Source organism: Lentzea miocenica, assembly GCF_033949945.1.
GTDB lineage: Bacteria > Actinomycetota > Actinomycetes > Mycobacteriales > Pseudonocardiaceae > Lentzea > Lentzea miocenica.
This window is the reverse complement of the sequence record NZ_JAXAVW010000040.1, coordinates 16,064-39,765: the sequence shown is the minus strand read 5'-3', so window position 1 is coordinate 39,765 and position 23,702 is coordinate 16,064. Positions and strand designations below refer to the sequence as shown.

Genomic DNA, 23,702 nt, shown 5'->3' with positions numbered 1-23,702 from the left:
GACACTAGCCGGTTTTCCGCCGCACGGCTTTGATGGTCCACATGGGACACAAGATCGCGGTGTACGGCGCCTCCGGACTCACCGGCCGCTTTGTACTGGCGGAACTGGAAAAGCGCGGCCTCTCGGCACTTCCGTTCGGCCGCGCCCAGGCAACAGCAGACGACCCCGCCGCCCTCGACCGCGCCCTCACCGGTGCCGACGCGGTGATCAACACAGCCGGTCCGTTCGCGGTGACGGCTCTTCCGCTGATCGCCGCGGCCGAACGCGCGGGCATCCCGTACGTGGACGTGGCGGCCGAGATCGAGGCGAACGTGGACACGTTCGCCCGCGGCGCCTCGATCCCGGTGGTGCCCGCGATGGCGTTCTTCGGCGGCCTCGGCGACCTGCTGGTCACCGCCGCGATGGCCGAGTGGACCGGCGCCACCTCCGCCCACGTCGCCTACGGCCTGAGCGGCTGGCAGCCGAGCCCCGGCACGCTCACCGCCGGCCAGGTCTCCCGCGACCGCCGAGGCGGCCGCAGCGTCCGGTTCCGCGACGCCGCCCTGGAGTACCACGACGACACCTCGTCCACCGTGACCTGGCCTTTCCCGTCCGGCCCACGCGAGGTCATCGCCGAGTTCACGATGGCCGACGTCGTGACGGTGCCGAGCCACCTGGCGATCCCGTCGGTCACCACCTACATGTCCACGAGCGCGGCCGACGGCCTGCACAGCGGCGCGGACCGGCAGGACGCGGAGACGTTCGAGGTGGACGTCGTCGTCCGGCGTGATGACGAGGAGCGCCGCCTGACCGTCACCGGCCGCGACATCTACGCCGTGACCGCACCTCTGGCCGTGGAAGCGGTGGAACGACTGCTCACCGGCCGTTTCAACGTCACCGGCGTGGCCTCCGCGGGCGCGATGTTCGACGCCGCCGACTTCCTGGACGCGCTGTCGGACGTCATTCCGGCCAGGCGCTGCCCTTGATCAGCTCCACGAAGTCGGTGCGCTTGAAGTTCGGGTCGAAGTACGCGAGCACGTCGTCGTTCATCGTCCCGTACGTGGTGTCCGGCCGGTGCGCCATGCCGTCGTAGAACGCCTTCAGGATCCGGTTCTTGAAGTCCGGCCGGGGATGTGCGGCGACCACCTCCGCCCGCTGCCGCTCGGTGAGCTCGTCCAGCCCGATCCCGAGCACGTCGGTCTTGACGCCCAGCGCCACCACCGCCACCTCCCCGGACAGCCGCAACGTCACCTCCGGGGTCGTGTGCAGCGCGATCGCCAGCCACACGTTGCGCGCGTCTTCCTCGGTCCGCCCGTGCTCCAGCAGGAACGTCCGCGCGGCCTCCGCACCGTCGATCTCGAACCGCAGGTCCTTCGACGCGTAGAGCTCGATCAGCCCCAGGTCGTGGAACAGCCCACCCACGTAGGCCAGCTCCGGATCGACCTCGAGCCCCCGCGCGGCCGCCTTCAACGACCCCCACAGGAACACCCGCCGTGAATGGTGGAACAACGTGTCGTCCGCGACCTTCCGCATCAGCTCCGTCGCCGCCCGAACCAGTTCCGTGCCGGGGATCTCCACACCCGCGATGACCTCTGCCATGACTTCATCGTCAGCTCGGCGGCAGCGAACGCCCACCGTCAATCAGGACCGCCTGCCCACAGATGTGGACATCCGCGCCCGGTACTCACTGGGCGACGCCCCGAGCCGTGCCACGAACACGCGCCGCATCGTCTCGGAACTCCCGAACCCGGCCTCACGGGCCGCCTGCGCCACCCCGTGCCCCGCGTCCAGCAGCACCTTGGCGTGATCCAGCCTGACCTGCTCCACGAACCTGGCAGGCGTCGTGTCCAACTCGGTGGCGAACAACCGCGCCAAGTGCCGCGAACTCACCCCGACCCGCGCCGCCAACGTCCGCGCACTGTGGTCCAACGCGGGCTGCGCCGACACCAGGTCCACCACCTCGCGCAACACCGGCGTGCGCGGCGGCCTGATCTCCAACGGCGCCGAGAACTGCGACTGCCCACCGGGCCGCTGCATGAACATCACCAGCCGGCGCGCCACCTCCCGCGCCAGGTCAGGCCCGTAGTCCTGCTCGACCAGCGCCAACGCGAGATCCATCCCGGCGGACACGCCCGCCGAGGTGAACACGCCACGGTCCTCGACGAACAGCGCATCGGCCTCGACCTGAACGTCCGGGTGAGCCCGCGCGAGCCGGTCCGCGACCCGCCAGTGCGTGGTGGCCCGCCGCCCGCTCAACACACCCGCCGCCGCCAGCGCGAACGACCCGGTGCAGATCGAGACGAGCCGCCTCGCCCCACCCTGCAAGCTCTGGATCGCGGCCACCAGGTCAGCCGGCACGCCTCGCTGGACGAGCACGTCCCCACCAGAGACCACGACGGTGTCCGCGTCGAGCACGTCGTCGGGAGTGCCGTCGACCGGCAGGCGGATCCCGATGGAGGTCATGACCGGCTCGCCGGACGCCGAGACGTAACTGATCGTGTAGTCGGCGCCGACGATGTTGGCCTCGGCGAACACCTCGGCGGGACCAGTGACGTCCAGCATCTTCATCCTGTCGAACAGGAGAAAGACGATCTTCCGGCCACTCACCACAGCCACACCCTCGCACGCCACCCGGCGACCGCAAACGAAAGCCCGCCTAGCTGCGAAGCAGCAGACGGGCGGGGGTCCGGGGGCTCGCCCCCGGCGTGGGATCTGGGGGCTCGGCCCCCAGAAAACACCCGGAACGAGAAATGGCGAGCGCACGCGCAGCGTGCGCGAGCACTCGCCACCCATCTCGTGGAGGTGCCGGGAATCGAACCCGGGTCCTATGGCGGCTCATCAGGGCTTCTCCGTGCGCAGTCTGCTAGGTCTCTACTCGGCCCCATCAGTCACGCAGACGAGCTGATGTGACGGGCCCAGTCGCTGTGAGTGTCCCCAACAATCTCCGCGACCGAGACTGCAGGTAAGCCCTCTAGCTGATGCCGGACACTAGGCCGAAGGCGCTCCTAGGCCGACAGCGTTGCTACTCGCCTCAGGCGGCGAGAGCGAACGCGCGCTTGTCGTTAGACTCGGCGCTTATTGGTTTGCGATGACGCTTGTGGTGGTCTCTCGCCTGCACCAGCACGCTTCCCCTGAATCAACGTCCACAGTCGAAACCGTTCACCCCCTTGTAAGTGGTACGCATAGCATAACGACCGGGGCCAACGACTTCTTCCCGAGGCAGGTAGGGCTGTCCCCACCCCGGACCTCCTAGCTAGCCACATGGTCCCTGACCAGCGGGAACGACACGATGGACGACATGAGGAAACCGAACGCGCTCGCAGCCGGGTTCTACCTGCTGACCAACCTGGTGACCGGCATCTTCTGGTTCACCCTCTCCGTCGTTCTGATCGTGGTCGGGCTGGCGACATCCGTCCTCTGGGTCGGCCTGCCGATCCTGTGGCTCGCGATGAACGTCATCCGCGGCGGTGCGGCGGTGGAGCGGTCGTGGGTCAGGGCGGCGTTGCGCACGGACATCCCCAGGCCCTACCGCGACAAGCCGACAGGCACGCTGTGGCAGCGGCGGAAGGCCCAGTTCACCGATCCGGCGACCTGGCGCGACTTCGGGTACCTGCTGCTCCTGCTGCCGGTGGGCGTCATCGAGTTCGCCTCCGTCATCGCGATGTGGTCGGTCGCGGCGGCGTTCATGGCGGTGCCGTTCTGGATCGACGAGGCGCCGTTCGCGGTGATCGTGGGCGAGTTCTGGACCATCGACTCGTTCGTGTCGGCGATGCCCGTCGCGGTGATCGGCCTGGCGTTGATCCCGTTCGCGGTCATCGGGACCCGGTGGCTCGGCGTGCTGCACGGCAAGTTCGCGCGCGGGATGCTCGGTCCGACGCGGGCCGACGCGCTGGCGATCGAGGCGGAGCGGCTGCAGTCCAGCCGGGCCCGCGGGGTCGAGGCGGCCGAGGCGGAGCGCCGGCGCATCGAACGCGATCTGCACGACGGCGCGCAGCAGCGGCTCGTGGCGGTGGCGATGGGGCTGGGCCGGGCGAAGTCCAAAATGGACTCCGACCCGGAGGGTGCGGCCGTGCTCATCGCCGAGGCGCACGCGGATGCCAAGGAAGCCATCAGGGAGCTGCGCGACCTGGCGCGGGGCATTTACCCGTCCGTGCTCGGCGACCGCGGTCTCGACGCGGCACTCAGCTCGCTCGCCGCGCGTGTCCCGATCCAGGTCGACCTCGAGGTCAACGTCGAACCGCGACCGCCGACGTCGGTGGAGAGCGCCGCGTACTTCACGGTTGGCGAAGCACTCACGAACATCACCAAGCACTCCAACGGCACCAAGGCGACCGTGCGGGTCAACCGGGTCGACACCGGAGTGCTGGTCGAGGTCACCGACAACGGTCAGGGCGGCGCCGAGCTGAAGCCGGGCGGCGGACTCGCCGGTCTGGCCGACCGGGCCGCCACGATCGACGGTGTGGTTGTCGTAGTCAGCCCCGTTGGTGGGCCGACCGTTATTCGAGCGGAGTTGCCGTGCGCGTGGTGATCGCCGAGGATTCGGTGCTGCTCAGGGAGGGCGTGCAGCGGTTGCTCGCCGACGAGGGCATCGAAACCGTTGCGGCTGTGGAGAACGGCGACGGACTGCTCGACGCCGTGACCGAGCACAAGCCGGACCTGTGCGTGGTGGACGTGCGGATGCCTCCGACGTTCACCGACGAGGGGCTGCGGGCCGCCATCGAGTGCCGCCGCCGCTACCCCGGGCTGCCGGTGCTGGTGCTGTCGCAGTACGTCGAGGAGCGCTATGCCGTGGAGCTGCTCGCGGGCGGTGCCAGCGGTGTCGGTTATCTGCTCAAGGAACGGGTGGCGGACGTGAAGGAGTTCGTCGACGCGGTGCGGCGGGTCGCCGACGGCGGCACGAGCATCGACCACGAGGTGATCACGCAGCTCATGGTGCGCAGCAAGAAGAGCCCCGTCGACTCGTTGACGCCCCGCGAACGCGAGGTGCTCGGGTTGATGGCACAAGGACTGTCCAACACGGCCATCGCCGGCACGCTCGTGGTGTCCGACGGCGCCGTGGAGAAGCACGTCGGCAACATCTTCGCCAAGCTCGGCCTCGAACCGTCGAACTCGGAGCACCGCCGCGTGCGCGCTGTCCTGGCCTATCTGGACAGCTGAAGCAGCCGGGCGCCGTTGTCGTGCAGGATCGCCTGCTCGGCCGCGGCGTCCAGATCCCACGAGCGAACGGCGTCGAGCTGCACCTCGTAGGGGTACGGGATGTTCGGGAAGTCGCTGCCCAGCACCACCCGGTCCGCCAGACCGGCGATCCGCGAACGCCATTCGGCAGGCAGCGGCACCATCCGCTCGGTGAACGGAACGCCGACCATCGTGGTGTCCACGTGGACGTTCCGATACCGCTCGACCAGGTCCAACGCGCCGGAGTAGTCGGGCATCCCGGCGTGCGCGATCACCGCGGTCAACGACGGGTGCCGGCGCAGCACCTCCGCGAAGATCCCGAGCCCGGTGAACTCGCCGGGATACGGCCCGTCGCCACCGTGCACGACCACCGGCACACCAGCTTCGGCGAGCAGACCCCAGACGCCGTCCAGCAGCTCGTCCCGCGGGTCGTAACCGCCGACCTGGACGTGCGACTTGAAGCAGCGCGCACCGGCTTCGAGCGCCTTGCGCACGTACGCGTCGGCACCCGGTTCCGCGTAGAACGTGCCCGTCGGGACCGCCTCGGGCACCCGCGACGCGAAGTCGGCCACCCACTCGTTCAGCCACTGCGCCATGCCCGGCTTGTGCGGGTACACGAGCGGCGCGAACGCGACAACGCCCAGCTCCCGCAGTGCGGTGAGCCGGGCGTCCTCGTCTGTCCGGTAGTGGATGTACCAGTCGACACCGGATTCGCGCACGCGGTCGAAGTACGCCCAGACCTTGTCCAGGACGTTCCGCGGCATGAAGTGGACGTGGACGTCCACCAGTGCCATCAGTAACGACCCTTGAGGGCCCGTCCGTGCGCCTTGGCGATCTCGCGGTTGGCGTCGCGCTTCGCGATGTCCTGACGCTTGTCGTAGGCCTTCTTGCCCTTCGCGAGGGCGATCTCGACCTTGACGTAACCGTCCTTGAAGTACATCTGCAGCGGGACCAGCGACAGACCGGACTCCTTGGTCTTGCCGATCAGCCGTTCGATCTCCGCCTTGTGCAGCAGCAGCTTGCGCTTGCGCCGGACCTCGTGGTTCGTCCAGGTCCCCGCGACGTACTCCGGGATGTGCAGCGCGTGCAACCAGATCTCGCCGTCGTCGACCTGGGCGAAGGCGTCCACGAGGGACGCCCGTCCCATGCGCAGGCTCTTCACCTCGGTGCCGACGAGCTGAATGCCCGCCTCGTAGGTGTCCAGAATGGCCCAGTCGTGCCGAGCCTTGCGGTTCGACGCGATGACCTTCTGCCCGCGTTCCTTGACCATGGCGACAACTTTACGTGGTCACGCCAATCGTTAAAGCCGCACGTAGAGACGGAGTGTCACGTAGCCGGTGGTCGCCGAGATGACTATCGCGACGAGGAACAGCCACGGCGACACGATCAGGATGTCCAGGTAGCCGATCGGCGGGATGATGCCCGACTCGGTGAGGTTCCTGGTGATCCGGTCGAGGAAGAACGCCTTGAACAGCACCAGGCCGGCGACCGCGGTGACCGAGCCGATGATGCCCGCGACGACCGCCTCGATGAGGAACGGCAGCTGCGTGTACCAGCGGGTCGCGCCGACCAGTCGCATGATGCCGACCTCGACGCGGCGGGTGAACGCCGACACCTGGATGGTGTTCGAGATCAGCAGCAACGCGGCGAACGCCTGGATGAGCGCCAGGATCAGGGCGACGTCGCGCAGACCGTTGAGGCCGTCGAAGAACCGCTCGAGGAACTTGCCCTGGTCGTCGACACCCTTGACACCCGGCTTGCCCTCGAAGGCCTGCTTGATGACGTCGGTGCGCTCCGGGTCCTCCAGCTTGACGCGGAACGTCGCCGGGATCGCCTCCGGACGAGCGAGCTTGAGCAGCTCCGGCTGGGCCTCGAAGATGCGCTTGAAGCGCTCGAAGCCCTCGTCGCGGTTCTGGAACACCACGGTCTCGACGCCGGAGGTCTGCTCCAGAGCAGAGCGCAGGCCCGCGCACGGCTGCTGGGTGCAGTCCTTGTCGTTGGCGCTGACGTCGTTCGTCAGCAGCACGGAGACCTCGAGCTTGCCCGCGTAGTTGGCCTGCATCTTGTCGACCATGCGGACGACGAGCAGGCCACCGCCGAGCAGCCCGAGCGAGATGGCGGTCGTGAGGATCATCGCGATCGTCATCGTGACGTTCCGGCGAAGTCCGGTGACGACCTCGCTGAACACGAAGCTGGTACGCATCGGGGGCGGGGTTCCTTGGGGGTCGGGGGCTTTGGGGTGTCTTAACGGCCTACGCCGTAGACACCGCGTGCGTCATCACGGACGACTTTGCCGTACGCGAGTTCCACCACACGGCGGCGCATCGAGTCGACGATGCCGTGGTCGTGGGTGGCCATGATGACGGTCGTGCCGGTGCGGTTGATCCGCTCCAGCAGCAACATGATGTCCTGGCTCGTGTCGGGGTCCAGGTTTCCGGTCGGCTCGTCCGCGATCAGCACCAGCGGCCTGTTCACGAACGCACGGGCGATCGCGACGCGCTGCTGCTCACCACCGGACAGCTCGGTCGGGAACCGGTCCTCCTTGCCGTCGAGGCCGACCAGCTGCAGCACCTCCGGCACCACCTTGACGATGGTGTTGCGGGGCTTGCCGATCACCTCCAGCGCGAAGGCGACGTTCTCGGCGACAGTCTTGGTCGGCAGCAGGCGGAAGTCCTGGAACACGCAGCCGATGGACTGACGCAGGCGGGGGACCCTGCGCCGCGACATCTTGGCGACGTCGAAGTTGGAGACGTAGACGCGTCCCCTGGTCGGCACCTCTTCGCGCAGCAGCAGGCGCAAGAAGGTCGACTTGCCGGACCCGGAAGGCCCGATCAGGAAGACGAACTCGCCCTTCTCCATCTCGACGGACACGTCGTCGAGCGCAGGACGCGTGGAGGTCTTGTAGACCTTGGAAACGTGTTCGAGACGAATCACGAGGCGCGAGTCTACTCATGGCCGGGGTAAAGCCCCCGTTCCGGTTAACTTCCGGCCCCGGAAGGGCTGCCCGGACCCTCCACGCGGCGTGGTCGAACAGGCACCACCGGTCGACAAAAGAGCACGTTCGGGCCACTTGAAGGGCCGAACGTGCTCTTCGCCTCAGATCAGTGAGTCAGACCCGCGGCCTACCCCTGCTGGGACTGCTTGCGCCACCGGATACCGGCCTCGAGGAAGTCGTCGATCTCCCCGTCCAGCACCGCGGACGGGTTGCCGACCTCGTGGTTGTTCCGCAGGTCCTTGACCATCTGGTACGGGTGCAGCACGTAGGAGCGCATCTGGTTGCCCCAGCTGGAACCGGAGTCCTTCAGCGCGTCCATCTTGGCCTGCTCCTCCTGCCGGCGGCGCTCGAGCAGCTTGGCCTGCAGGACGTTCATGGCCGTGGCCTTGTTCTGCAGCTGCGAGCGCTCGTTCTGGCAGGACACCACGATGCCGGTCGGGATGTGCGTGAGGCGCACCGCCGAGTCCGTCGTGTTGACGCCCTGGCCGCCGGGGCCGGACGAGCGGTAGACGTCGACGCGCAGGTCCTTCTCGTCGATCTCGACGTGGTCGGTCTGCTCGACGACGGGCACGACCTCGACACCGGCGAACGACGTCTGGCGGCGGCCCTGGTTGTCGAACGGCGAAATGCGCACGAGCCGGTGCGTGCCCTGCTCGACGCTCAGCGTGCCGTAGGCGTAGGGAGCGGTGACGCGGAAGGTGGCGGACTTGATGCCCGCTTCTTCGGCGTAGGAGGTGTCGAACACGTCGACGCCGTAGTTGTGGCGCTCGGCCCAGCGCGAGTACATGCGCAGCAGCATCTCGGCGAAGTCCGCGGCGTCGACGCCACCGGCCTCGGCGCGGATGGTGATCAGCGCGTTGCGCTCGTCGTACTCGCCGGACAGCAGCGTGCGCACTTCGAGGCTCGCGATCTCCTCGCGCAGCTTGGCGCGGTCGTTGTCCGCGTCGGCCGCCGCGTCCGCGTCCTCTGCCTCTTCGGCGAGTTCGTAGAGCAGCGGCAGGTCGTCCAGGCGCTCGCGCAGGCCGGTGACACGGCGCAGCTCACCCTGCTTGTGGGAGAGCTGGCTGGTGACCTTCTGCGCTTTCTCCTGGTCGTCCCAGAGGTCCGGGCGAGCTGCCTGGTCCTCCAGGTCCGCGACCGCGGCGCGCAACGCATCGAGATCCAGCACCGCCTCGATGCTCGAAAGAGTGGCGGAGAGGTCCTTGATGTCTGCTTCGACGTCCGGGTTCACGGCAAAAGATTACGCCAGCACCGGTCGTCAGTCGCGACCGGTGCGTGCTGGCGCTCTCTTGTTACGCGGTGGGGATGGCGTCGAGCAGCTTGAGAACGGCCTTCGCGTGGGCGAGACCGAACTCGGCCACCGCCTTGGCGTAGGGGTCCTCCGCCGTCTTGGCCGCGCTCTTCGCGCTCTCCTGTTCCTGACCGTACGTCGAACGCGCGGTCGTGATCAGGGATTCGCGCTGCTTCGCGGTCAGCGAGCCGGCGTGCACCAGGCGCAGGATGAGCGGGCTGCGCAGGTGGTCCGGGCCGGGCTCGGACAGCAGCCAGTTCTTGAAGGCCTTCTTGCCGGCCGCGGTGAGCACGTACTGCTGGCTCGACCGCGGTCCTTGCTTGCCGAGGCGCAGCAGGCCTTGGTCAGCCAGCGCGGGCAGCTCGCGGTACACCTGGCTGCGGGTCACGCTGAAGAACGCGCCGAAGCGGTCTCCTGCCTCCGCCACCAACTGGCCACCGGTCTTGGGTCCGTCGTGCAGCAGCCCGAGCAGGGCGGCTGCGGTCGCATTCAGGTCTGACACAACGACAACGTTCCCACGTCTGGGGGAAGCTGTCCACAATGGTCAGCCGTTCTGTCCACAGTGGCTGATCACCGGGCTAGTCTGATGGGCCATGCGGAGCAACGAAAAGTCTCGCTGAGTAAGCGGCAGTTTTCCAGCCTCACGCGTTTGGCCGCTTGACCGTCTGTGTCCATCCCGGATGGAAAAACCCTTTCGCAGAAACGAAAGCCACCCGATCTCACTCGATCGGCGGTACGACTCTCACCGGCCGAAGCCACCCGAATGGACGGACGGGGCCTGACGTCGCACGACCTGGTGATGTCCGCGCGGAGCCCTTTCATCCGCCCCCGCAACCGGGAAAATGATCATTGCCAGGCAGGCGGAGCGAGACACGGAGGTCGGGGACGTTGAAGAACATCAAGTGGCTGGACCACAAGAAGGTGGCGGCGCACACCGTGGCGTGGATGACCGGCGGCATCCCGGAGCAGGCCGGCAAGGACGAGTGCATGGTCTGCGGCAAGCAGATCCGCAAGCACCGCACGGTCAACGGACAGGGCCGCATCTGCTCGAGCATGCTGTGCGCCCAGTACTGGGCGGAGAACATGACCTGAAAGTTCGCGTTGATCGCGAACAACGAAGAAGGCCGGAGCCTGTTGGCTCCGGCCTTCTGTCTAGTAGCGGGGACAGGATTTGAACCTGCGACCTCTGGGTTATGAGCCCAGCGAGCTACCGAGCTGCTCCACCCCGCGCCGCTTCTAGCTTGTCTTGCTGTTGTAAGGAGAACTCTACACCCTCCCGAAACCCCTTTTTCACCACCCCCCACTAACGCGATTTCCGCAGGTGGGAGGCCCTGCAAGCCGCGAGCCTTGCCTGCCGGTCAACCTACGGGAGTCTGGGGGCTTGCCCCCAGGGTGGGGTTTGGGGGCTCCGCCCCCAATGTAATGCGAAAAAGTCCTGTCTGCGTTCTCCGCAGACAGGACTCTTCCAACTTTGTAGCGGGGACAGGATTTGAACCTGCGACCTCTGGGTTATGAGCCCAGCGAGCTACCGAGCTGCTCCACCCCGCGTCGGTATGAATAGAACCTTACGCGGGGTGGAGCACTTAAAGCAAATCGAGAGGTCAGCCTGACGGTGTGGGGCTCGGCACAACCGACGACTGGCCCGTCGGCGGTGAAGCAGCGGTGTTGAACTGCTTGAAGCGGCTCGACGCGTCCTCCAGGCGCTGGTACGCCTGGCCGAGTGCGGCGAAGTCACCGCTCTGCTGAGCCCGCTTGATCTCCGCCAACGCCGCGTCGATGTCGTTGATCGCCTTCTGCAGGTCAGGACTCAACGCGCTGTTGGACGGCGGCGGCGTCGACGGTGACGTCGAGTTCTGGCCGTTGTTGGGCGGGTTGTTGCTCGGCGGCGGCACGACCGCACCGGTACCGCTCAACACCTGTTCCAGCGCCTCGCTCAACGTCGACGCGTATCCGACCCGGTCGCCGTACCAGACGAGAACCTTCGACAGCTGCGGATACGACGTGTTGTTGGCCGCGCGCTCGATGTAGACGGGTTCGACGTACAGCAGCGCACCACCCACGGGAAGTGTGAGCAGGTTGCCGTACACGACAGTCGTCTTCTGCTGTGCCAGCAGGTTGAGCTCACGACTGACGTTGTCCGATGTGAGGAACTGCGTCTGGATCTGCTGCGGGCCCTTCGCGTCCTGGGTCAGCTGCAGCACGCTTATCTTCCCGTAGTTGTCCGGGTCGGACCCCACGGAGACGTAAGCCGCCATGAATTCCCGGTTCTCACGCACCAGCGGGCTGGTCAGCTGGAACCGGACCTTGCTGGCGTCGGCCGGGTCACCGGCCAGCACGTAGAACGGCGGCTGGGCGTCCCTGCGTTTGGCCGCCGCGTCGCGCTGGGCGTCGGCCGAGGTCACGTTGTCGATCGTCGGGTCCTGCGCCGGCGCCCAGTAGGCGACACCGGAGTAGAAGTCCGACGGCGACGAGACGTGGTACTTCGACAGCATCTGCCGCTGCACCTTGAACAGGTCCTCGGGGTAGCGGAAGTGCTGGCGCAGCTCGTTGGAGATCTCGCTGTTCGGCTTCACCGTGTTCGGGAAGACGCCCATCCACGCTTTGAGGACCGGGTCCTTCTCGTCCATCGCGTACAGGCTCACCGTGCCGTCGTAGGCGTCCACAGTGGCCTTGACCGAGTTGCGGATGTAGTTGACGGACTTGTTGACCTGCGAGATCACCACGCCGTCCGCGGTCAGCGAGTCGTTCGTCGCGTCACCCAGCGGGGTGCGCTGCGCGTACGGGTAGTTGTCCAGCGTGGTGTAGCCGTCGACGATCCACGTGATGCGGCCGTTCACGACGGCCGGGTACGGGTCGCTGTCGACGGTGAGCCACGGCGCGACGGCCTGCACGCGGTCCCGCGGCGCGCGCTTGAACAGGATCTTCGAGTCGTCCGCGATGGACTGGTTGAAGAGGATGTTCCGCTCGCCGTAGTAGGCGGCGAACGCCAGCTTGTTGAACAGGTTGCCGATCGGCACGCCGCCCGCACCGGTGTAGGTGTAGGACTTGGCGTCCGTGTCGTACTCGGCCGCCGAACCCTGGGGCCGGCCACCGACGATCGAGTAGTCGTTCAGTCCGAACAGCTCGCCGTAGTACGTGCGGGGCTGCTCGACCTTGATGCCGTTCTCGGCGTTGCGGATCGTGCCGTCCGGCTGGACCTCACCGGCCTTGAACTCCGGGTACCCGCCGTTGGTCTGGTCGGCGACCGCGTTGACCTTGTTCGCCTCGGCGTAGACGAAGCCGTTGCCGTGCGTGTAGATGAGGTGCTGGTTGATCCAGTCGCGCTGACCCTGCGGCAGGCTGTCGAGCTTGAGCTCGCGGACCGCCACGATGTAGTCGCGCAGCTTCCCGTCCACTGTGTACCGGTCGACGTCGAGCTTGTTCGGGAACCCGTAGAACGGCCGCAGCTGCTGGAACTGCGTGAACGTCCGCCCGAGCACGGCAGGGTCGAGCAGGCGGATGTTGCCCAGCGTCGCCGCGTCGTTGCTCTTGATCTGGTCGTTCGTGATGTTCTGCTTGCCCTCGTAGGGCTTCGTTTCGACCTTGTCCTCTGTCAGCCCGAACGATTGTCGTGTCGCCGCGATGTTGCGGGTGATCGACTCGGCTTCCTTCTGGATGGCGTTCGGCTTGACCGAGAACTGCTCCAGCACCGCGGGCCACGCCGCACCGACGAGCACGCTCGACAGCACCAGCAGGACCGTTGCGATGGCGGGCAGCTGCACGTTGCGCATGAACGCGCCCGCGAAGAACGCGACCGCGCAGAACACCGCGATGCACAGCAGGATCAGCTTGGCCGGCAGCACCGCGTTGAGGTCGGTGTAGCTCGCGCCGACGAACTTCTCGTTCTCGTGCAGCAGCAGCTCGTACCGGTCGAAGAAGTACGCGACGGCCTTCAGCAGCACGAACGTGCCGGCGACCAGGGCGAGGTGCAGGCGCGCGGGTCCGGACAACTGACCACCGCGACCGGCCAGCCGGATGCCGCCGAACAGGTAGTGCGCGATCACCGCGCCGATGAACGACACCGCGGTCGTGATGAACAGCCACGACAGCAGCCACTCGTAGAACGGCAGCTTGAACGCGTAGAAGCCGATGTCGTGCCCGAACTGCGGATCGGTCACCCCGAACGGCTGGGCGTTGAGGAACAGCTGGATCTGCTGCCAGTCCTGCTGCGCCGACGCACCCGCGATCAACCCGACGAACACCGGGATGCCGATCGCGAACAACCGCATCCGCCGCATCACGACCGTGCGGTAGCGCGCCACCGGGTCGTCGGGCCCGGAGACCGGCACGAACACCGGACGCGCCCGGTAGGCGAGGTAGAGGTTGAGCGCGACGACGCCGCCGACGACGACCCCGGCGGCCACGAACAGCCCCAGCCGGGTGAGCAGCACCGTGCTGTAGACGTCGCGGAATTTCACCTCGCCGAACCACAGCCAGTTCACGTAGGTGTCGAGCAGCCGCGATCCCGTGATGAGACCGAACAGGAGCACAACACCCACGATGAGCAGTATTCGGCTGCGCCGGGACAGTTTCGGCAGTCCGACCGGAGGCCGTGTGGCCACGAGGCACGCTCCTGGATCGCGGTAATTCGTTACGTACGTTTAGTCCAACTCTACGGACGACGCCCTGGGTTCCCGTGAAGCCCGCAGTCTTACGATGACACGCGTGTCAGCGAGTGAAACGCCAGCGGTCATCCTCCCGACGGTCGCCCGCGAGGTAGAGGAGTTCGTCGGGGCAGCAGGCTGGGAACAGCCCCCGCAACTCTTCGCCCTCGTGGCCACCTCAGACCTGATCGACCAGCAACCGGAACTGCGGGACCAGCTGGATCCCGAAGCCTCCCCGCTGACCCCGATCGCCCAGGACGAACTCTCGGGCGACCTGGGCGACGCGCTGGCGGGCATCGAGTGGCCCCCCGCCGTCACCGGCTGCGCCCTGGCCCAGGAGATCGTGGTCCTGCCCCCGGAGGCGGAGACCGAGCTGAGCCACGGCGACCTGGACGACGAGGCGGCCCGCAGGTTCGCCGCGGAACACCCGGCCCGCCGCGAGGCGCGCCTGGTGGCAGCGGTCCTGCGCGACGGCTCCGTCTCCTGCGTGCTGCGGCTGCGCGGGACGGTCGAGGTGCCAGAGGAGGTCGTCGAGCACCCCGAGCTGGCGCCCAACCTCACCGACGCCCTGCTCGCCACGCTGCGGCCCTAGTCGTCACACCCCCAGGCTGACACAACCCCGGCGCCTGATCGCGCCGGGGTTGCGATGTCGTGCGTTCGCGCTGAGCGGACAGCCGCCGGCCAGGGGGCACGTGTCCCTGACGGTGCGGCGGCGAGTTGGGTGTGGTTGAAGGCCTGTTGATGTTGAGTTGGTGGTACTTGCAGACGCCTTGACAGCACAGCGGGGAGCTCCCACGCCCAGGACAGGCGCGAAAGCTCCCCGCGTGAGAGCCGTCAGCAGCTGGGCGTGTCCTTGTTCGCGTTCAGCGCCTCCAGCGACGACACCGCGTCCTTGAGGTTCTCGACCTTGATCAGCTTGAGGCCGTCCGGTGCCTGCTGCTTCGCGTCCTGGCAGTTCGCGGAGGGCACGAGGAACGCCGTCGCGCCGGCCTCCTTCGCGGCGACCATCTTGAAGGCGATGCCGCCGATGGGCTTCACCGTGCCGTCGCCGGTGATCTCGCCGGTGCCCGCGATGGCCTTGCCGCCGTTGAGCTCGCCCGGCGTCAGCTTGTCGACGATCGCCAGCGCGAAGATCAGGCCGGCCGAGGGGCCGCCGACGTCGGTCAGGCTGATCTTGATTTTGAACGGCACGTCGGCGCGGTCGACCGGCGAGATGCCGATGAAGCCTGCGGGGCGGCCGTCGTCGCGGGTGCCCAGGGTGAGCTGGGTCGACTTCGAGGTGCCGTCCTTCTCGAACGCCACCTCGATGCGGTCGCCGGGCTTGGTGTTCTCCAGCGCGCCGCTCACGTCGGCGGCGCTCTGCACCTGCTTGCCGTTGACCGAGATGATGCGGGCGCCGAGCGGGATGACGTTGTCCGCGGGGCTGCCCTTGGTGACCTGGTTCGCGATCACCATGCCCGGATACTGGAGGTAGTGCAGTGCGGCGACCTCGGCGGCGGTCTGCGATTCGCTGAACGCCAGCTCGTTGTTCTTCTGCACCTCCTCCTCCGACTCGCCGGGCTTGAAGAACTCCTCGCGCGGCGCCAGCGCGTAGCGGCCGGACAGCCACAGGCCGAGCGCGCCGAACAGCGACACGTCGTCGGTGAGCGAAACCGTCGTCATGCGCAGAGAGCCCTTGGTGGGGAACGTGTCCTGGCCTTCCACCGAGACGACGTCGGTGTCCTTGACCTTGCTGAGCACGTCGTAGGTCGGGCCGGGGCCCAGCGCGACGTACGGGACTCTGGCGAAACCGCCGAGCAGTCCGAGTGCCGCCACCACTAGGAAGCTGATGATCAGCGTCCACGTCCGGCGGGTCAGTCCGCGTTCCCTCGGCGGGGGCGCGGGTGGGGGTGCGGTCGTGACGGTTTCACTCACGGCTGAACAGCGTACGACCATGTGGATCCGCGTACGGTAGAGGCCATGAGTGACGTGCCGTTCGGGTTCAGCCCGCACGACCCCGACGACAAGAGCGGGAAGCCGGGAGACAACCCGTTCGACTTCAGCCAGCTGGGCAACATGTTGAGCCAGCTCGGCTCGATGCTGAGCAACGCGGGGTCGTCGAGCGGGCCGGTGAACTACGACCTCGCCAAGCAGATCGCGTTCCAACAGCTGTCGTCCTCCGCGACGACCATCGGGTTCGCCGCCGACCAGTCGAGCGCGGTCACCGACGCCGTGCACCTGGCCGAGATGTGGCTGGACCCGGTCACGTCGCTGCCCGCCGGCACCCGGACGACGCAGGCGTGGACGGCGCGCGACTGGATCGAGCGCACCATCCCCACCTGGCAGCGCCTGTGCGACCCGGTCGCGCAGCGCATGTCCGGCGCGTGGGTCGAGGCGATGCCCGCCGAGGCGAAGCAGGCGGCCGGCCCGCTGCTCGCGATGCTCGGTCAGATGGGCGGCATGGCGTTCGGCTCGCAGCTCGGCAACGCCCTGGCGCAGCTCGGCGCCGAGGTGCTCACCTCGACCGACGTCGGCCTGCCGCTCGGCCCAGAGGGCACCGCGGCTCTGCTGCCCGCGAACATCGAGAAGTTCACCGAGGGCCTGGAGCGCCCCGCCTCAGAGGTGATGGTCTTCCTCGCCGCGCGTGAGGCCGCCCACCAGCGACTTTTCACGCACGTGCCGTGGCTGCGGCAGCGGCTGCTCGACACCGTCGAGGAGTTCGCCAAGGGCATCAAGGTCGACACGTCGGCCCTGGAGGAGCTCGCCGGCCAGATCGACCCGTCGAACCCGGCCTCCATCGAGGAGGCCATGGGCTCCGGCCTGCTCGAACCGCAGACCACGCCGGAGCAGAAGGCGGCGCTGAACCGCCTCGAGACGCTGCTGGCACTGGTCGAGGGCTGGGTGGACGTCGTGGTCGACGCCGCCGTCTCTGAACGCCTGCCCGGCGCTCCGGCGCTGCGCGAGACCCTGCGCCGCCGCCGCGCCTCCGGTGGCCCGGCCGAGCAGACCTTCGCCACGCTCGTCGGCCTGGAACTCCGGCCGCGCAAGCTGCGGGCGGCCTCTGCCCTGTGGAAGCTCATCGGCGACCAGCACGGCGTCGAGGTGCGCGACAGCGTGTGGGAGCACGCCGAGCTCGTCCCGACCGCAGAGGACCTGGACGACCCGCTGGAGTTCGCCGAGCGCCTGACCAGCACCCGCAAGGCCCTCGACGACCCGATGGCCGAGCTGGAGCGCACCATGCGCGAGGACGGCGACAAGCCGGACGAGGGCAGCAAGCCCGACGAGAGCTGAGACAGCCACCTCCAACGATGCGAAGCGCCCGGCGAGAACGTTCTCGCCGGGCGCTTCGCGTAGCTCGTCAATCTTCAGTGATCCCCAGGCCTGCGGCGGCCGAGAGACCTTCCAGGTAGCCCATGGCCCGCTCGGTCTTCTGGTAGCGGTGAACCCACTCCCAGAAGTCCTTGCCGTGGCCGGGCACCAACAAGTGCGCCAGCTCGTGCACCAGCACGTAGTCGAGCACCCAGGGCGGCACGTCACGCAGTCGCTCGGACACCCTGATGGTGCCCTCGGACGGCGTGCACGACGCCCAACGGGTGCGCATGGGTGGAACCCAGCGCACGCTGACCGGGTCGGCGAGTGAATCCAGGTACCGCGCCGACAGTTCGGCGCAACGCGCCATGAGCGCCTCGTCCGACGTTCGCGCAGGGGACTTCCTGCGCGTCTCACTGCGCTGGAGGCGGCTCAACATCTCCGCCACCCAGTGCTTCTCTTCCCCCTTGGTCATCCGTGCCGGCAGAAGGACGACGACCGTGTCGCCCTCCCGGTACGCGCTGACCATGCGGCGGCGCCGGGAGCTCCGCCGCACCTCCACCCGCGGTTCGGCCATGGAGTCACCGTAAACGGCGGCACCGACAATTTTCCGCCCCCAACCGGCGGCAGCGGCGCACCCGGCGGGTGAAGTTCCACCGAACGGCGGCTGGACACGCGCGGAATCGACATGCGCGGTTTCCCCGTCTCGCGGAGGTACCGTCGCGCCAAGGTCCCCGAGTGTGTCCGCACTCACAACTGCAAGGGAGGGGCTGTGGCCGAGACCTACAACGGCTACTGCGTCAAGTGTCGGGAGAAGCGCGACTTCGACGGCAAGGTCGAGGAAACCAACGGCCGGCGCATGGCGAAGGGCACCTGCCCTGTCTGCGGCACGAAGATGACGCGGATCCTCGGCAAGGCCAAGGTCTGACGTTTCCGCTGGCAGGGGGCCTCGCCCCCTGCCAGTCTTGCCGGTGTGGACACAAGACCTCGCGTACGAGCAGGACTGGCCGTGGTGCGCAGAGCCCCCGGCGTCGTCCAGGTCGGCACCGATCCGAAACACGCCGTGGTGATCGACTCGCTGCCCGAGGCGCTGGTCGATGAACTGATCACCCTCGACGGCCGCCACACCGTCGCTGAACTGGGTGAAAGGCTGAAAAGCCGTGGCGAGGACCCCACCCAGTTGAGTGAAGTTCTCGAATCGCTCGAAGAAGCCGGCCTGCTCGACAGCGGCCCGCGCGCGACGGGTGGAACGGCCGCCGTCCACGGCGCCGGACACCTTGCTCTCTCAATTACTTCGCTTCTAGCTGAATCAAGCGTTCAGCTGGCGCACAACGCGGATCTGACGGTGCTGGCGGCGACGCTCGTCCCCGATCCGAACCTCGTGAGCACGCTGATGGCGTTCCGGACGCCTCATCTGGCCGTGCGCGTGCGTGAGGGCGTGGGCATCGTCGGTCCACTCGTCCTGCCCGGCCGCTCCTCGTGCCTGAACTGCATGGATCTGCACCGGACCGACCAAGATCCCGCGTGGCCCGTCATCGCGGCCCAGCTCGTGGGCAGACCGGCGTCCACCGACGTGCTGTTCGCGTCGGGAACGGCGGCGCTGGCCGTGGCGCAGATCCTGGAGTCGTTGATCTACCTCCGCGGCCGTGACCTGCCCCCGCCCGCCGTGTTGAACGCCACTGTCGAGCTGGACCTGATGGCGGGCGTTGCTGAGAGGCGTAGCTGGTATCCGCACCCGGACTGTCAGTGCTCCGCACATAACATGGCCGAGTGACCGAGATTCCGCGCAAGGCCGTGCAGCGCACCGCCAAGCTGGCGAGCCTCCCGCTCGGGGTGGCCGGCCGGGTTGTCGGTGGCTGGGGGAAGCGACTGACCGGACGCGCGGCCGACGAGGTCAACGCCGAGGTGACGGCCAAGACGGCGGAACAGGTCTTCGCGGTGCTCGGCCAGCTCAAGGGCGGCGCGATGAAGTTCGGCCAGGCGCTGAGCGTGTTCGAGGCGGCCGTGCCCGACGAGCTCGCGGCCCCGTACCGCGAGGCGCTGACCAAGCTGCAGACCGCGGCCCCGCCGATGCCCGCCCGCACCACGCACCGCGTCCTCGCCGAACAGCTCGGCGCGTCCTGGACGAAGCGCTTCAAGACGTTCGACGACGACCCGGCCGCATCGGCGTCCATCGGCCAGGTGCACCGCGCGGTGTGGCACGACGGCCGCGACGTGGCGGTGAAGGTCCAGTACCCCGGTGCCGACGAGGCTCTGCGCGCCGACCTGAAGCAGCTGCTGAGGTTCTCCCGGCTGCTGCAGGCGATCATGCCCGGCACCGACGTGCGCCCGCTGCTGGAGGAGCTGCGCGACAGGTACCTGGAGGAGCTCGACTACCGCGACGAGGCCGCCAACCAGCGCGCGTTCGCCAAGGCCTTCGAGAACGACCCGCACGTGCTGGTCCCCCGCGTCATCGCGTCCTCCCCCAAGGTCATGGTCACCGAGTGGACGTCCGGCGTCGGGCTGTCCCACATCATCCGCGAGGGCTCAGCCGCCGATCGCGACCTCGCCGGCCAGCTGCTCGCCGAGTTCCACTTCTCGGCACCGTCACGCTCCGGCCTGCTGCACGCCGACCCGCACCCCGGCAACTTCATGCTGGGCGACGACGGCCGCCTGCGCGTGCTCGACTTCGGCGCCGTGGCCCGCCTGCCCGACGGCCTGCCCAAGACGCTCGGCCTGATGACCAGGCTGGCCCTGGACGGCCGATCCGCGGACCTGGTCGAGCTCCTGCGCACGGAGAACTTCATCCGCGAGGGCATGTCCCTGCACGGCGAGGACGTGCTCGGCTACCTGGCCCCGTTCGTCGAGCCCCTGCGCGCCGAGTCGTTCCACTTCACCCGCCGCTGGCTGCAATCGCAGGCAGAACGCGTGGGCGACCTGCGCAGCCCGGACTCACAAACGGGCCGCTCGTTGAACCTGCCCCCGCAGTACCTGCTGATTCATCGCGTGACAATGGGCGCGACAGGCATTCTCTGCCAGCTCGACGCCCACGTCACCGCACGCGAAATCGTCGCGCGCTGGCAGCCGGGATTCGACGACTAACTCGTCCGAGTGAACGTTGCCGGAGTTGTCCACAGGTTGGGCTTGAGCCCCCTTTGCCGGTCGGCGCGTGCGCCACGATGAACACATGGCACACATCGCGACCACCACTGACCTGCGCAAATCCGGCCTCTCCCCACGAGAGATCCAACGTCACTGCACGCCTCTAGGCCCCTGGCAGCAGGTGCTTCCCGGCGTTGTTCTGCAGAAGCCCTCGCCGCCGACCCGGCTGGATCGGCTTCGCGCGGTTCTTTCCTTTGCCGGCCCTGATTCAGTGATCACGGGAGCTGATGCACTGACCCGGCAAGGAGCCGCGTTGGCACTTCCCCGGCACATTCACGTGCTCGCGGGAAAGAACATGCGGAGAGCGCACCCGTCGATTCTCTTCGAACGCACGAACAGGCCGCCGGGCGTGGTCGAGCGTGACGGGCTGAGGCTGGCTTCGCCGGCGCGGGCCACCGTGGACATGGCCCGGCGGGAGGCGAATCCGCGCGCGGTCGTGGAGATCCTCGATGCCGTGGTGGAGGCGGGGTTGTGCTCGGCGGGTGATCTGCACGCGGAGTTGAAGCGAAGCAGCCGCCGGGGAACGGCGCTGGTCAGACAGGCCTTACGCCACCTCTACCCGACCTGACCGCCGCGGGAGAGGTCCGTCCGCGCACTTCGGCTCCTAGCCGTCGGGAAGTCAGCCCACGGCTTGAGGCCCGCTGCCCACCGGGAGGTTCGACCCGCGCCAACCTCGTCCCGCCGGCCAGGCGACTGATCACCGGTCACGCCGAGTCCAACTCAGCGCACCCCGGCAACCCCACCAATCTGACCAGCCGCGCGAGCGTCGAAACAGCGAACCGGTCGTAGTCGCCGAGCCTAGGCGCGCGTGCCTCGCCCAGCGCTGATCCGGCCGTCGGCTGCCGATCCGCGCCGAGCCCCGACACCAACCGACCTCACCAACCTGACCGACACCAACTTCGCGCGACCGACCCTGCGCCAGAAGGACCCGTCCGCCAGTAGCCACACCGTGCCCGGAGTTCAGCGCGATCTCGCCGCCGAGCCCCGAGCCCAGCGCGACCTCACCAACCGAACCCGGCAGGCGTCAGCGCCAGTACTCGTCCGGCAACTTGCCCTCGATGTCCCGCACATGGGTCTTCGAGCACACCTGACACAACCACCGGATCGACCCACCGGTCCGCTCAGAAGACCAGGCCAGGAACTCCAGGTCGGAAACGGAGGTACGCGACCGCCCGCATCTGTGGCACGCCGTCATCGACGCCGCCCAGCCGTCATCGGCGTCGTCCCAGGTGGACCGTGTCAGTCTCGAGGAGGAACACGTCCTCCCGGGCACCGACGTACTCCGAGTCGGAGGGATTGAGGAGCCGGCGCAGCGCGTCGCGGTCGGCCGGGTGCAGGTAGGGCCCGGTGATCTCGGACAGCCAGGTCAGGCGGTCGACCGCCCATTCGCGGACCAGGTGCTTGGCCGGGGCCGGGTGGTCGACGAGGAAGCTGAAGGCGCTGATCTCGCCCAGGCCCGCGTCGGCCAGGGCGACGTTCCAGCCGACCGGCAGGCGTGCGGAGCCCTTCATGTTCTCGCGCATCGACACGAACCAGTCGGCGCGGGCCGCGGCCATGCGGTCCTGGAGGCCGGGCTCGCCGACGCCGAGGTCCCACGGCAGGAAGCGGGTTTCGAGGCCGCCTTCGGCCAGGGCCAGCCAGCCGCCCGGAGCCAGTGCTTCTACCAGGCGTTTTACCCCGCGCAACTGATCAGGGAGGTGGTGGATCACCCGCGAGCCCCAGATGAGCTCGACCGGGCCGGCGAAGGACAGCGGGTCTTCCGAGGCCAGGTCGGCCAGGACCGGCTTGATCGACACGGCGCCGTCTGCCTCGGTGCGCGCCGCGGTGCAGGCTGCGTCGAGCAGTTCGGGTGTGGCGTCTACCAGCACCAGGACGCCGCCGCCGTGTTCGCGCAGCGCCGAGGCCAGTTGCACGCTCATTGAGCCCGCGCCGCAGCCGACGTCCATCACGACTGGCGAGTCGGGCAGCAGGGAAACGAGTCTGCGGGCTACCGCGGACAGCGCTTCGGACTGCAGCGAGCCATATCGCCTCATCGCGTGGAGGCGAGCGGACCAGTCGATTCCGTCGTGGGTGTGGTGCGGCACAAAGGGAACGGTACGGAGGAACGGCCGAGGCCGCCATCCACCTTCTCGTGGATGACGGCCTCAGCTCGAGACTGTCAGAGGTCGAAGCGAGCCGCTCTGCGTCCCGCCCATCGCGACAACCTGCGCCAACGTTGCGCTGCCGCGAGGCGGTTCGCCAGGCGTTGCTCTTCTGCGTACCTCTGGGCTTCTTGTATTCGTATTCGCACGAGTTCTTCATTCAGAGACATGGGAGTCAGGCCCTCGTTCAGGTAGGTGGGGAACGCGCTGTTGCTGGTCACGGTGTTCACGCGGCCGCCTCCGTCTTGTCAGCGGTGACGACAGCTGCCGCGTCCTTGCGCGGACGGCCACGAGGGCGCTTCCGCGCGATCACGACGCCGCGCTCGAAGATCTCTCCACCCCAGACACCCCACGGCTCGTGACGGGCGAGCGCGCCGGCGAGGCACTCCGCCAGAACCGGGCAGGTCCCGCAGAAGGCCTTGGCCTTCTCGAGGTCCGCCGGAACGTCACCGAACCAGAGGTCGGGGTTGTGGGTGCGGCAGGGCAGGTCAAGCCCCTCCGCGAGGTCCGGAAGTGTCTCGCCGGTGAGCGGGACAGTCGCGGTCAACATCAGGGTTTTCTCCTTGTGTGGGGTACAGCAAAAAACACGAAAGCCGCGGACTCTGTGCGAGTCCGCGGCTTTCGTGAGCCTGGTGGTCCTTCGACCCCTTCTATGGGGTCGGCAGGAGCCTTCTCACTTGATGCGCGGACAGCGCATTCGTGTAGTTGTCGACGTCATCGATGACCGGCAGCGCGATCGGCTGCTCGCTGCCCAGTTCGGCGACAGTCAGAGCGGTGCCGCGCAGAGCGGTGCCCCGCTCACGGCCCAGCAGTGCCACTGGCTTGTGGGCAGAGGTGTGCCACATGGCCTGAGCGGATGCGGACGTGCAGATGCCCTCGGTCAACGGGAGGCCGAGCGCGCGGGAGATGCTGAAGATCTTCACAACGGGCCACCTCCTCCGAACGAGAGAGCTCTGCATCGAGAGCTAGTAGTAGTTCTTCTTCCCCAGACGGGTCCTCCGGACCCGGCATGAGCAGGTTATGACCCCGTCCCAGGGGCTCGCAACCTA

The 23,702-nt window shown here is 67.9% G+C and carries 24 protein-coding genes, 2 tRNA genes and 1 other RNA gene; 10 read left to right on the top strand and 17 right to left on the bottom strand.

Features of this window, described 5'->3' with window-relative positions; genetic code table 11:
* The first annotated feature begins 41 nt into the window (after positions 1 to 41).
* A complete protein-coding gene (locus SK803_RS37805) occupies positions 42 to 965 on the top strand; it encodes a saccharopine dehydrogenase NADP-binding domain-containing protein (protein WP_319970998.1) in 924 nt (307 codons plus the stop codon).
* On the opposite strand, the gene SK803_RS37800 is transcribed toward SK803_RS37805, so the two are convergent.
* The 3 genes from SK803_RS37800 to ssrA all read right to left on the bottom strand — a co-directional run bounded on the left by SK803_RS37800 (position 940) and on the right by ssrA (position 3,146).
* Positions 940 to 1,578 carry an HD domain-containing protein gene (locus SK803_RS37800; RefSeq protein WP_319970997.1) on the bottom strand — a complete coding sequence of 213 codons (639 nt, stop codon included), beginning with the start codon at positions 1,576 to 1,578 and terminating at the stop codon, positions 940 to 942. The two genes, SK803_RS37805 and SK803_RS37800, sit on opposite strands and share 26 nt — an antisense overlap.
* Before the next feature lie 42 nt (positions 1,579 to 1,620).
* The gene (locus SK803_RS37795; RefSeq protein WP_319970996.1) at positions 1,621 to 2,586 is read right to left on the bottom strand and encodes a GlxA family transcriptional regulator; all 966 of its coding nucleotides are present in this window, start codon (positions 2,584 to 2,586) and stop codon (positions 1,621 to 1,623) included.
* Positions 2,587 to 2,773: 187 nt separating this feature from the next.
* Positions 2,774 to 3,146, bottom strand: a transfer-messenger RNA (tmRNA) gene (ssrA, locus tag SK803_RS37790).
* 122 nt (positions 3,147 to 3,268) lie between these two features.
* Between ssrA and SK803_RS37785 the strand changes: the two genes are divergently transcribed.
* Positions 3,269 to 4,507 carry a sensor histidine kinase gene (locus SK803_RS37785; protein ID WP_406601644.1) on the top strand — a complete coding sequence of 413 codons (1,239 nt, stop codon included), beginning with the start codon at positions 3,269 to 3,271 and terminating at the stop codon, positions 4,505 to 4,507.
* The gene (locus SK803_RS37780) at positions 4,495 to 5,136 is read left to right on the top strand and encodes a response regulator transcription factor (RefSeq protein ID WP_319970994.1); all 642 of its coding nucleotides are present in this window, start codon (positions 4,495 to 4,497) and stop codon (positions 5,134 to 5,136) included. Before SK803_RS37785 ends, SK803_RS37780 begins: the two co-directional genes overlap by 13 nt.
* Here SK803_RS37780 and SK803_RS37775 read toward each other — a convergent pair.
* From SK803_RS37775 to SK803_RS37750, 6 genes are all read right to left on the bottom strand, one after another.
* The gene (locus SK803_RS37775) at positions 5,121 to 5,948 is read right to left on the bottom strand and encodes an amidohydrolase family protein (protein WP_319970993.1); all 828 of its coding nucleotides are present in this window, start codon (positions 5,946 to 5,948) and stop codon (positions 5,121 to 5,123) included. The genes SK803_RS37780 and SK803_RS37775 overlap by 16 nt on opposite strands.
* Entirely contained in the window at positions 5,948 to 6,424 is a 477-nt protein-coding gene (gene smpB, locus SK803_RS37770) for an SsrA-binding protein SmpB (protein WP_045311206.1), read from the bottom strand. Before smpB ends, SK803_RS37775 begins: the two co-directional genes overlap by 1 nt.
* A 30-nt stretch (positions 6,425 to 6,454) precedes the next feature.
* Positions 6,455 to 7,357 (bottom strand): permease-like cell division protein FtsX, encoded by a 903-nt coding sequence (ftsX, locus tag SK803_RS37765; RefSeq protein ID WP_319970992.1) that lies wholly within the window; start codon positions 7,355 to 7,357, stop codon positions 6,455 to 6,457.
* Between the two features lie 41 nt (positions 7,358 to 7,398).
* On the bottom strand, positions 7,399 to 8,088 hold the full coding sequence (gene ftsE, locus SK803_RS37760; RefSeq protein ID WP_086666930.1) for a cell division ATP-binding protein FtsE: 690 nt from the start codon (positions 8,086 to 8,088) through the stop codon (positions 7,399 to 7,401).
* A gap of 188 nt (positions 8,089 to 8,276) precedes the next feature.
* Positions 8,277 to 9,380 (bottom strand): peptide chain release factor 2, encoded by a 1,104-nt coding sequence (gene prfB / locus SK803_RS37755; protein ID WP_319970991.1) that lies wholly within the window; start codon positions 9,378 to 9,380, stop codon positions 8,277 to 8,279.
* Positions 9,381 to 9,441: 61 nt separating this feature from the next.
* Positions 9,442 to 9,942, bottom strand: a complete 501-nt coding sequence (locus SK803_RS37750; RefSeq protein WP_030470382.1) for a PadR family transcriptional regulator — start codon at positions 9,940 to 9,942, stop codon at positions 9,442 to 9,444.
* 386 nt (positions 9,943 to 10,328) lie between these two features.
* On the opposite strand from SK803_RS37750, the gene SK803_RS37745 reads away from it, so the two are divergent.
* Positions 10,329 to 10,532 carry a hypothetical protein gene (locus SK803_RS37745; RefSeq protein ID WP_319970990.1) on the top strand — a complete coding sequence of 68 codons (204 nt, stop codon included), beginning with the start codon at positions 10,329 to 10,331 and terminating at the stop codon, positions 10,530 to 10,532.
* Between the two features lie 64 nt (positions 10,533 to 10,596).
* Here the strand turns inward: SK803_RS37745 and SK803_RS37740 are convergent.
* The 3 genes from SK803_RS37740 to SK803_RS37730 all read right to left on the bottom strand — a co-directional run bounded on the left by SK803_RS37740 (position 10,597) and on the right by SK803_RS37730 (position 14,041).
* Positions 10,597 to 10,670, bottom strand: a tRNA-Met gene (locus tag SK803_RS37740).
* A 244-nt stretch (positions 10,671 to 10,914) separates the two neighbouring features.
* Positions 10,915 to 10,988: transfer RNA gene (locus SK803_RS37735), tRNA-Met, on the bottom strand.
* Positions 10,989 to 11,041: 53 nt separating this feature from the next.
* Positions 11,042 to 14,041, bottom strand: coding sequence for a UPF0182 family protein (locus SK803_RS37730; protein WP_319970989.1), 3,000 nt, complete (start codon positions 14,039 to 14,041; stop codon positions 11,042 to 11,044).
* A 94-nt stretch (positions 14,042 to 14,135) separates the two neighbouring features.
* On the opposite strand from SK803_RS37730, the gene SK803_RS37725 reads away from it, so the two are divergent.
* Positions 14,136 to 14,675, top strand: coding sequence for a PPA1309 family protein (locus SK803_RS37725; protein WP_319970988.1), 540 nt, complete (start codon positions 14,136 to 14,138; stop codon positions 14,673 to 14,675).
* A gap of 242 nt (positions 14,676 to 14,917) precedes the next feature.
* Here the strand turns inward: SK803_RS37725 and SK803_RS37720 are convergent, their stop codons facing one another.
* On the bottom strand, positions 14,918 to 15,997 hold the full coding sequence (locus tag SK803_RS37720; RefSeq protein ID WP_319970987.1) for a YlbL family protein: 1,080 nt from the start codon (positions 15,995 to 15,997) through the stop codon (positions 14,918 to 14,920).
* A 45-nt stretch (positions 15,998 to 16,042) separates the two neighbouring features.
* On the opposite strand from SK803_RS37720, the gene SK803_RS37715 reads away from it, so the two are divergent.
* Complete coding sequence (locus SK803_RS37715) at positions 16,043 to 17,353, top strand: zinc-dependent metalloprotease (protein ID WP_319970986.1); 1,311 nt, start codon at positions 16,043 to 16,045, stop codon at positions 17,351 to 17,353.
* Positions 17,354 to 17,420: 67 nt separating this feature from the next.
* Here SK803_RS37715 and SK803_RS37710 read toward each other — a convergent pair whose 3' ends face one another.
* The gene (locus tag SK803_RS37710; RefSeq protein WP_319970985.1) at positions 17,421 to 17,948 is read right to left on the bottom strand and encodes a M48 metallopeptidase family protein; all 528 of its coding nucleotides are present in this window, start codon (positions 17,946 to 17,948) and stop codon (positions 17,421 to 17,423) included.
* Between the two features lie 195 nt (positions 17,949 to 18,143).
* Between SK803_RS37710 and SK803_RS37705 the strand changes: the two genes are divergently transcribed.
* From SK803_RS37705 to SK803_RS37690, 4 genes are all read left to right on the top strand, one after another.
* Positions 18,144 to 18,299, top strand: a complete 156-nt coding sequence (locus tag SK803_RS37705) for a DUF5679 domain-containing protein (protein ID WP_166056119.1) — start codon at positions 18,144 to 18,146, stop codon at positions 18,297 to 18,299.
* Positions 18,300 to 18,437: 138 nt separating this feature from the next.
* Positions 18,438 to 19,145, top strand: coding sequence for a hypothetical protein (locus tag SK803_RS37700; RefSeq protein WP_319970984.1), 708 nt, complete (start codon positions 18,438 to 18,440; stop codon positions 19,143 to 19,145).
* Positions 19,142 to 20,452 carry an ABC1 kinase family protein gene (locus SK803_RS37695; RefSeq protein ID WP_319970983.1) on the top strand — a complete coding sequence of 437 codons (1,311 nt, stop codon included), beginning with the start codon at positions 19,142 to 19,144 and terminating at the stop codon, positions 20,450 to 20,452. The genes SK803_RS37700 and SK803_RS37695 overlap by 4 nt, the downstream gene beginning before the upstream one ends.
* 85 nt (positions 20,453 to 20,537) lie before the next feature.
* Positions 20,538 to 21,080 (top strand): hypothetical protein, encoded by a 543-nt coding sequence (locus SK803_RS37690; protein WP_319970982.1) that lies wholly within the window; start codon positions 20,538 to 20,540, stop codon positions 21,078 to 21,080.
* 643 nt (positions 21,081 to 21,723) lie between these two features.
* On the opposite strand, the gene SK803_RS37685 is transcribed toward SK803_RS37690, so the two are convergent.
* From SK803_RS37685 to SK803_RS37675, 3 genes are all read right to left on the bottom strand, one after another.
* Complete coding sequence (locus SK803_RS37685; protein ID WP_319970981.1) at positions 21,724 to 22,596, bottom strand: class I SAM-dependent methyltransferase; 873 nt, start codon at positions 22,594 to 22,596, stop codon at positions 21,724 to 21,726.
* 283 nt (positions 22,597 to 22,879) lie between these two features.
* The gene (locus SK803_RS37680; protein WP_319970980.1) at positions 22,880 to 23,203 is read right to left on the bottom strand and encodes a WhiB family transcriptional regulator; all 324 of its coding nucleotides are present in this window, start codon (positions 23,201 to 23,203) and stop codon (positions 22,880 to 22,882) included.
* 100 nt (positions 23,204 to 23,303) lie between these two features.
* Positions 23,304 to 23,576, bottom strand: coding sequence for a hypothetical protein (locus tag SK803_RS37675; RefSeq protein ID WP_093598190.1), 273 nt, complete (start codon positions 23,574 to 23,576; stop codon positions 23,304 to 23,306).
* Positions 23,577 to 23,702 lie beyond the last annotated feature (126 nt).

Excerpts from the sequence above, each read along its gene's own strand:
- SK803_RS37805 (WP_319970998.1), top strand. The coding sequence starts at position 42 with ATGGGACACAAGATCGCGGTGTACGGCGCCTCCGGACTCACCGGCCGC.
- SK803_RS37800 (WP_319970997.1), bottom strand. The coding sequence starts at position 1,578 with ATGGCAGAGGTCATCGCGGGTGTGGAGATCCCCGGCACGGAACTGGTT.
- SK803_RS37785 (WP_406601644.1), top strand. The coding sequence starts at position 3,269 with ATGGACGACATGAGGAAACCGAACGCGCTCGCAGCCGGGTTCTACCTG.
- SK803_RS37775 (WP_319970993.1), bottom strand. The coding sequence starts at position 5,948 with ATGGCACTGGTGGACGTCCACGTCCACTTCATGCCGCGGAACGTCCTG.
- smpB (WP_045311206.1), bottom strand. The coding sequence starts at position 6,424 with ATGGTCAAGGAACGCGGGCAGAAGGTCATCGCGTCGAACCGCAAGGCT.
- ftsX (WP_319970992.1), bottom strand. The coding sequence starts at position 7,357 with ATGCGTACCAGCTTCGTGTTCAGCGAGGTCGTCACCGGACTTCGCCGG.
- SK803_RS37725 (WP_319970988.1), top strand. The coding sequence starts at position 14,136 with ATGACACGCGTGTCAGCGAGTGAAACGCCAGCGGTCATCCTCCCGACG.
- SK803_RS37715 (WP_319970986.1), top strand. The coding sequence starts at position 16,043 with ATGAGTGACGTGCCGTTCGGGTTCAGCCCGCACGACCCCGACGACAAG.
- SK803_RS37710 (WP_319970985.1), bottom strand. The coding sequence starts at position 17,948 with ATGGCCGAACCGCGGGTGGAGGTGCGGCGGAGCTCCCGGCGCCGCCGC.
- SK803_RS37690 (WP_319970982.1), top strand. The coding sequence starts at position 20,538 with ATGGCACACATCGCGACCACCACTGACCTGCGCAAATCCGGCCTCTCC.
- SK803_RS37680 (WP_319970980.1), bottom strand. The coding sequence starts at position 23,203 with ATGTTGACCGCGACTGTCCCGCTCACCGGCGAGACACTTCCGGACCTC.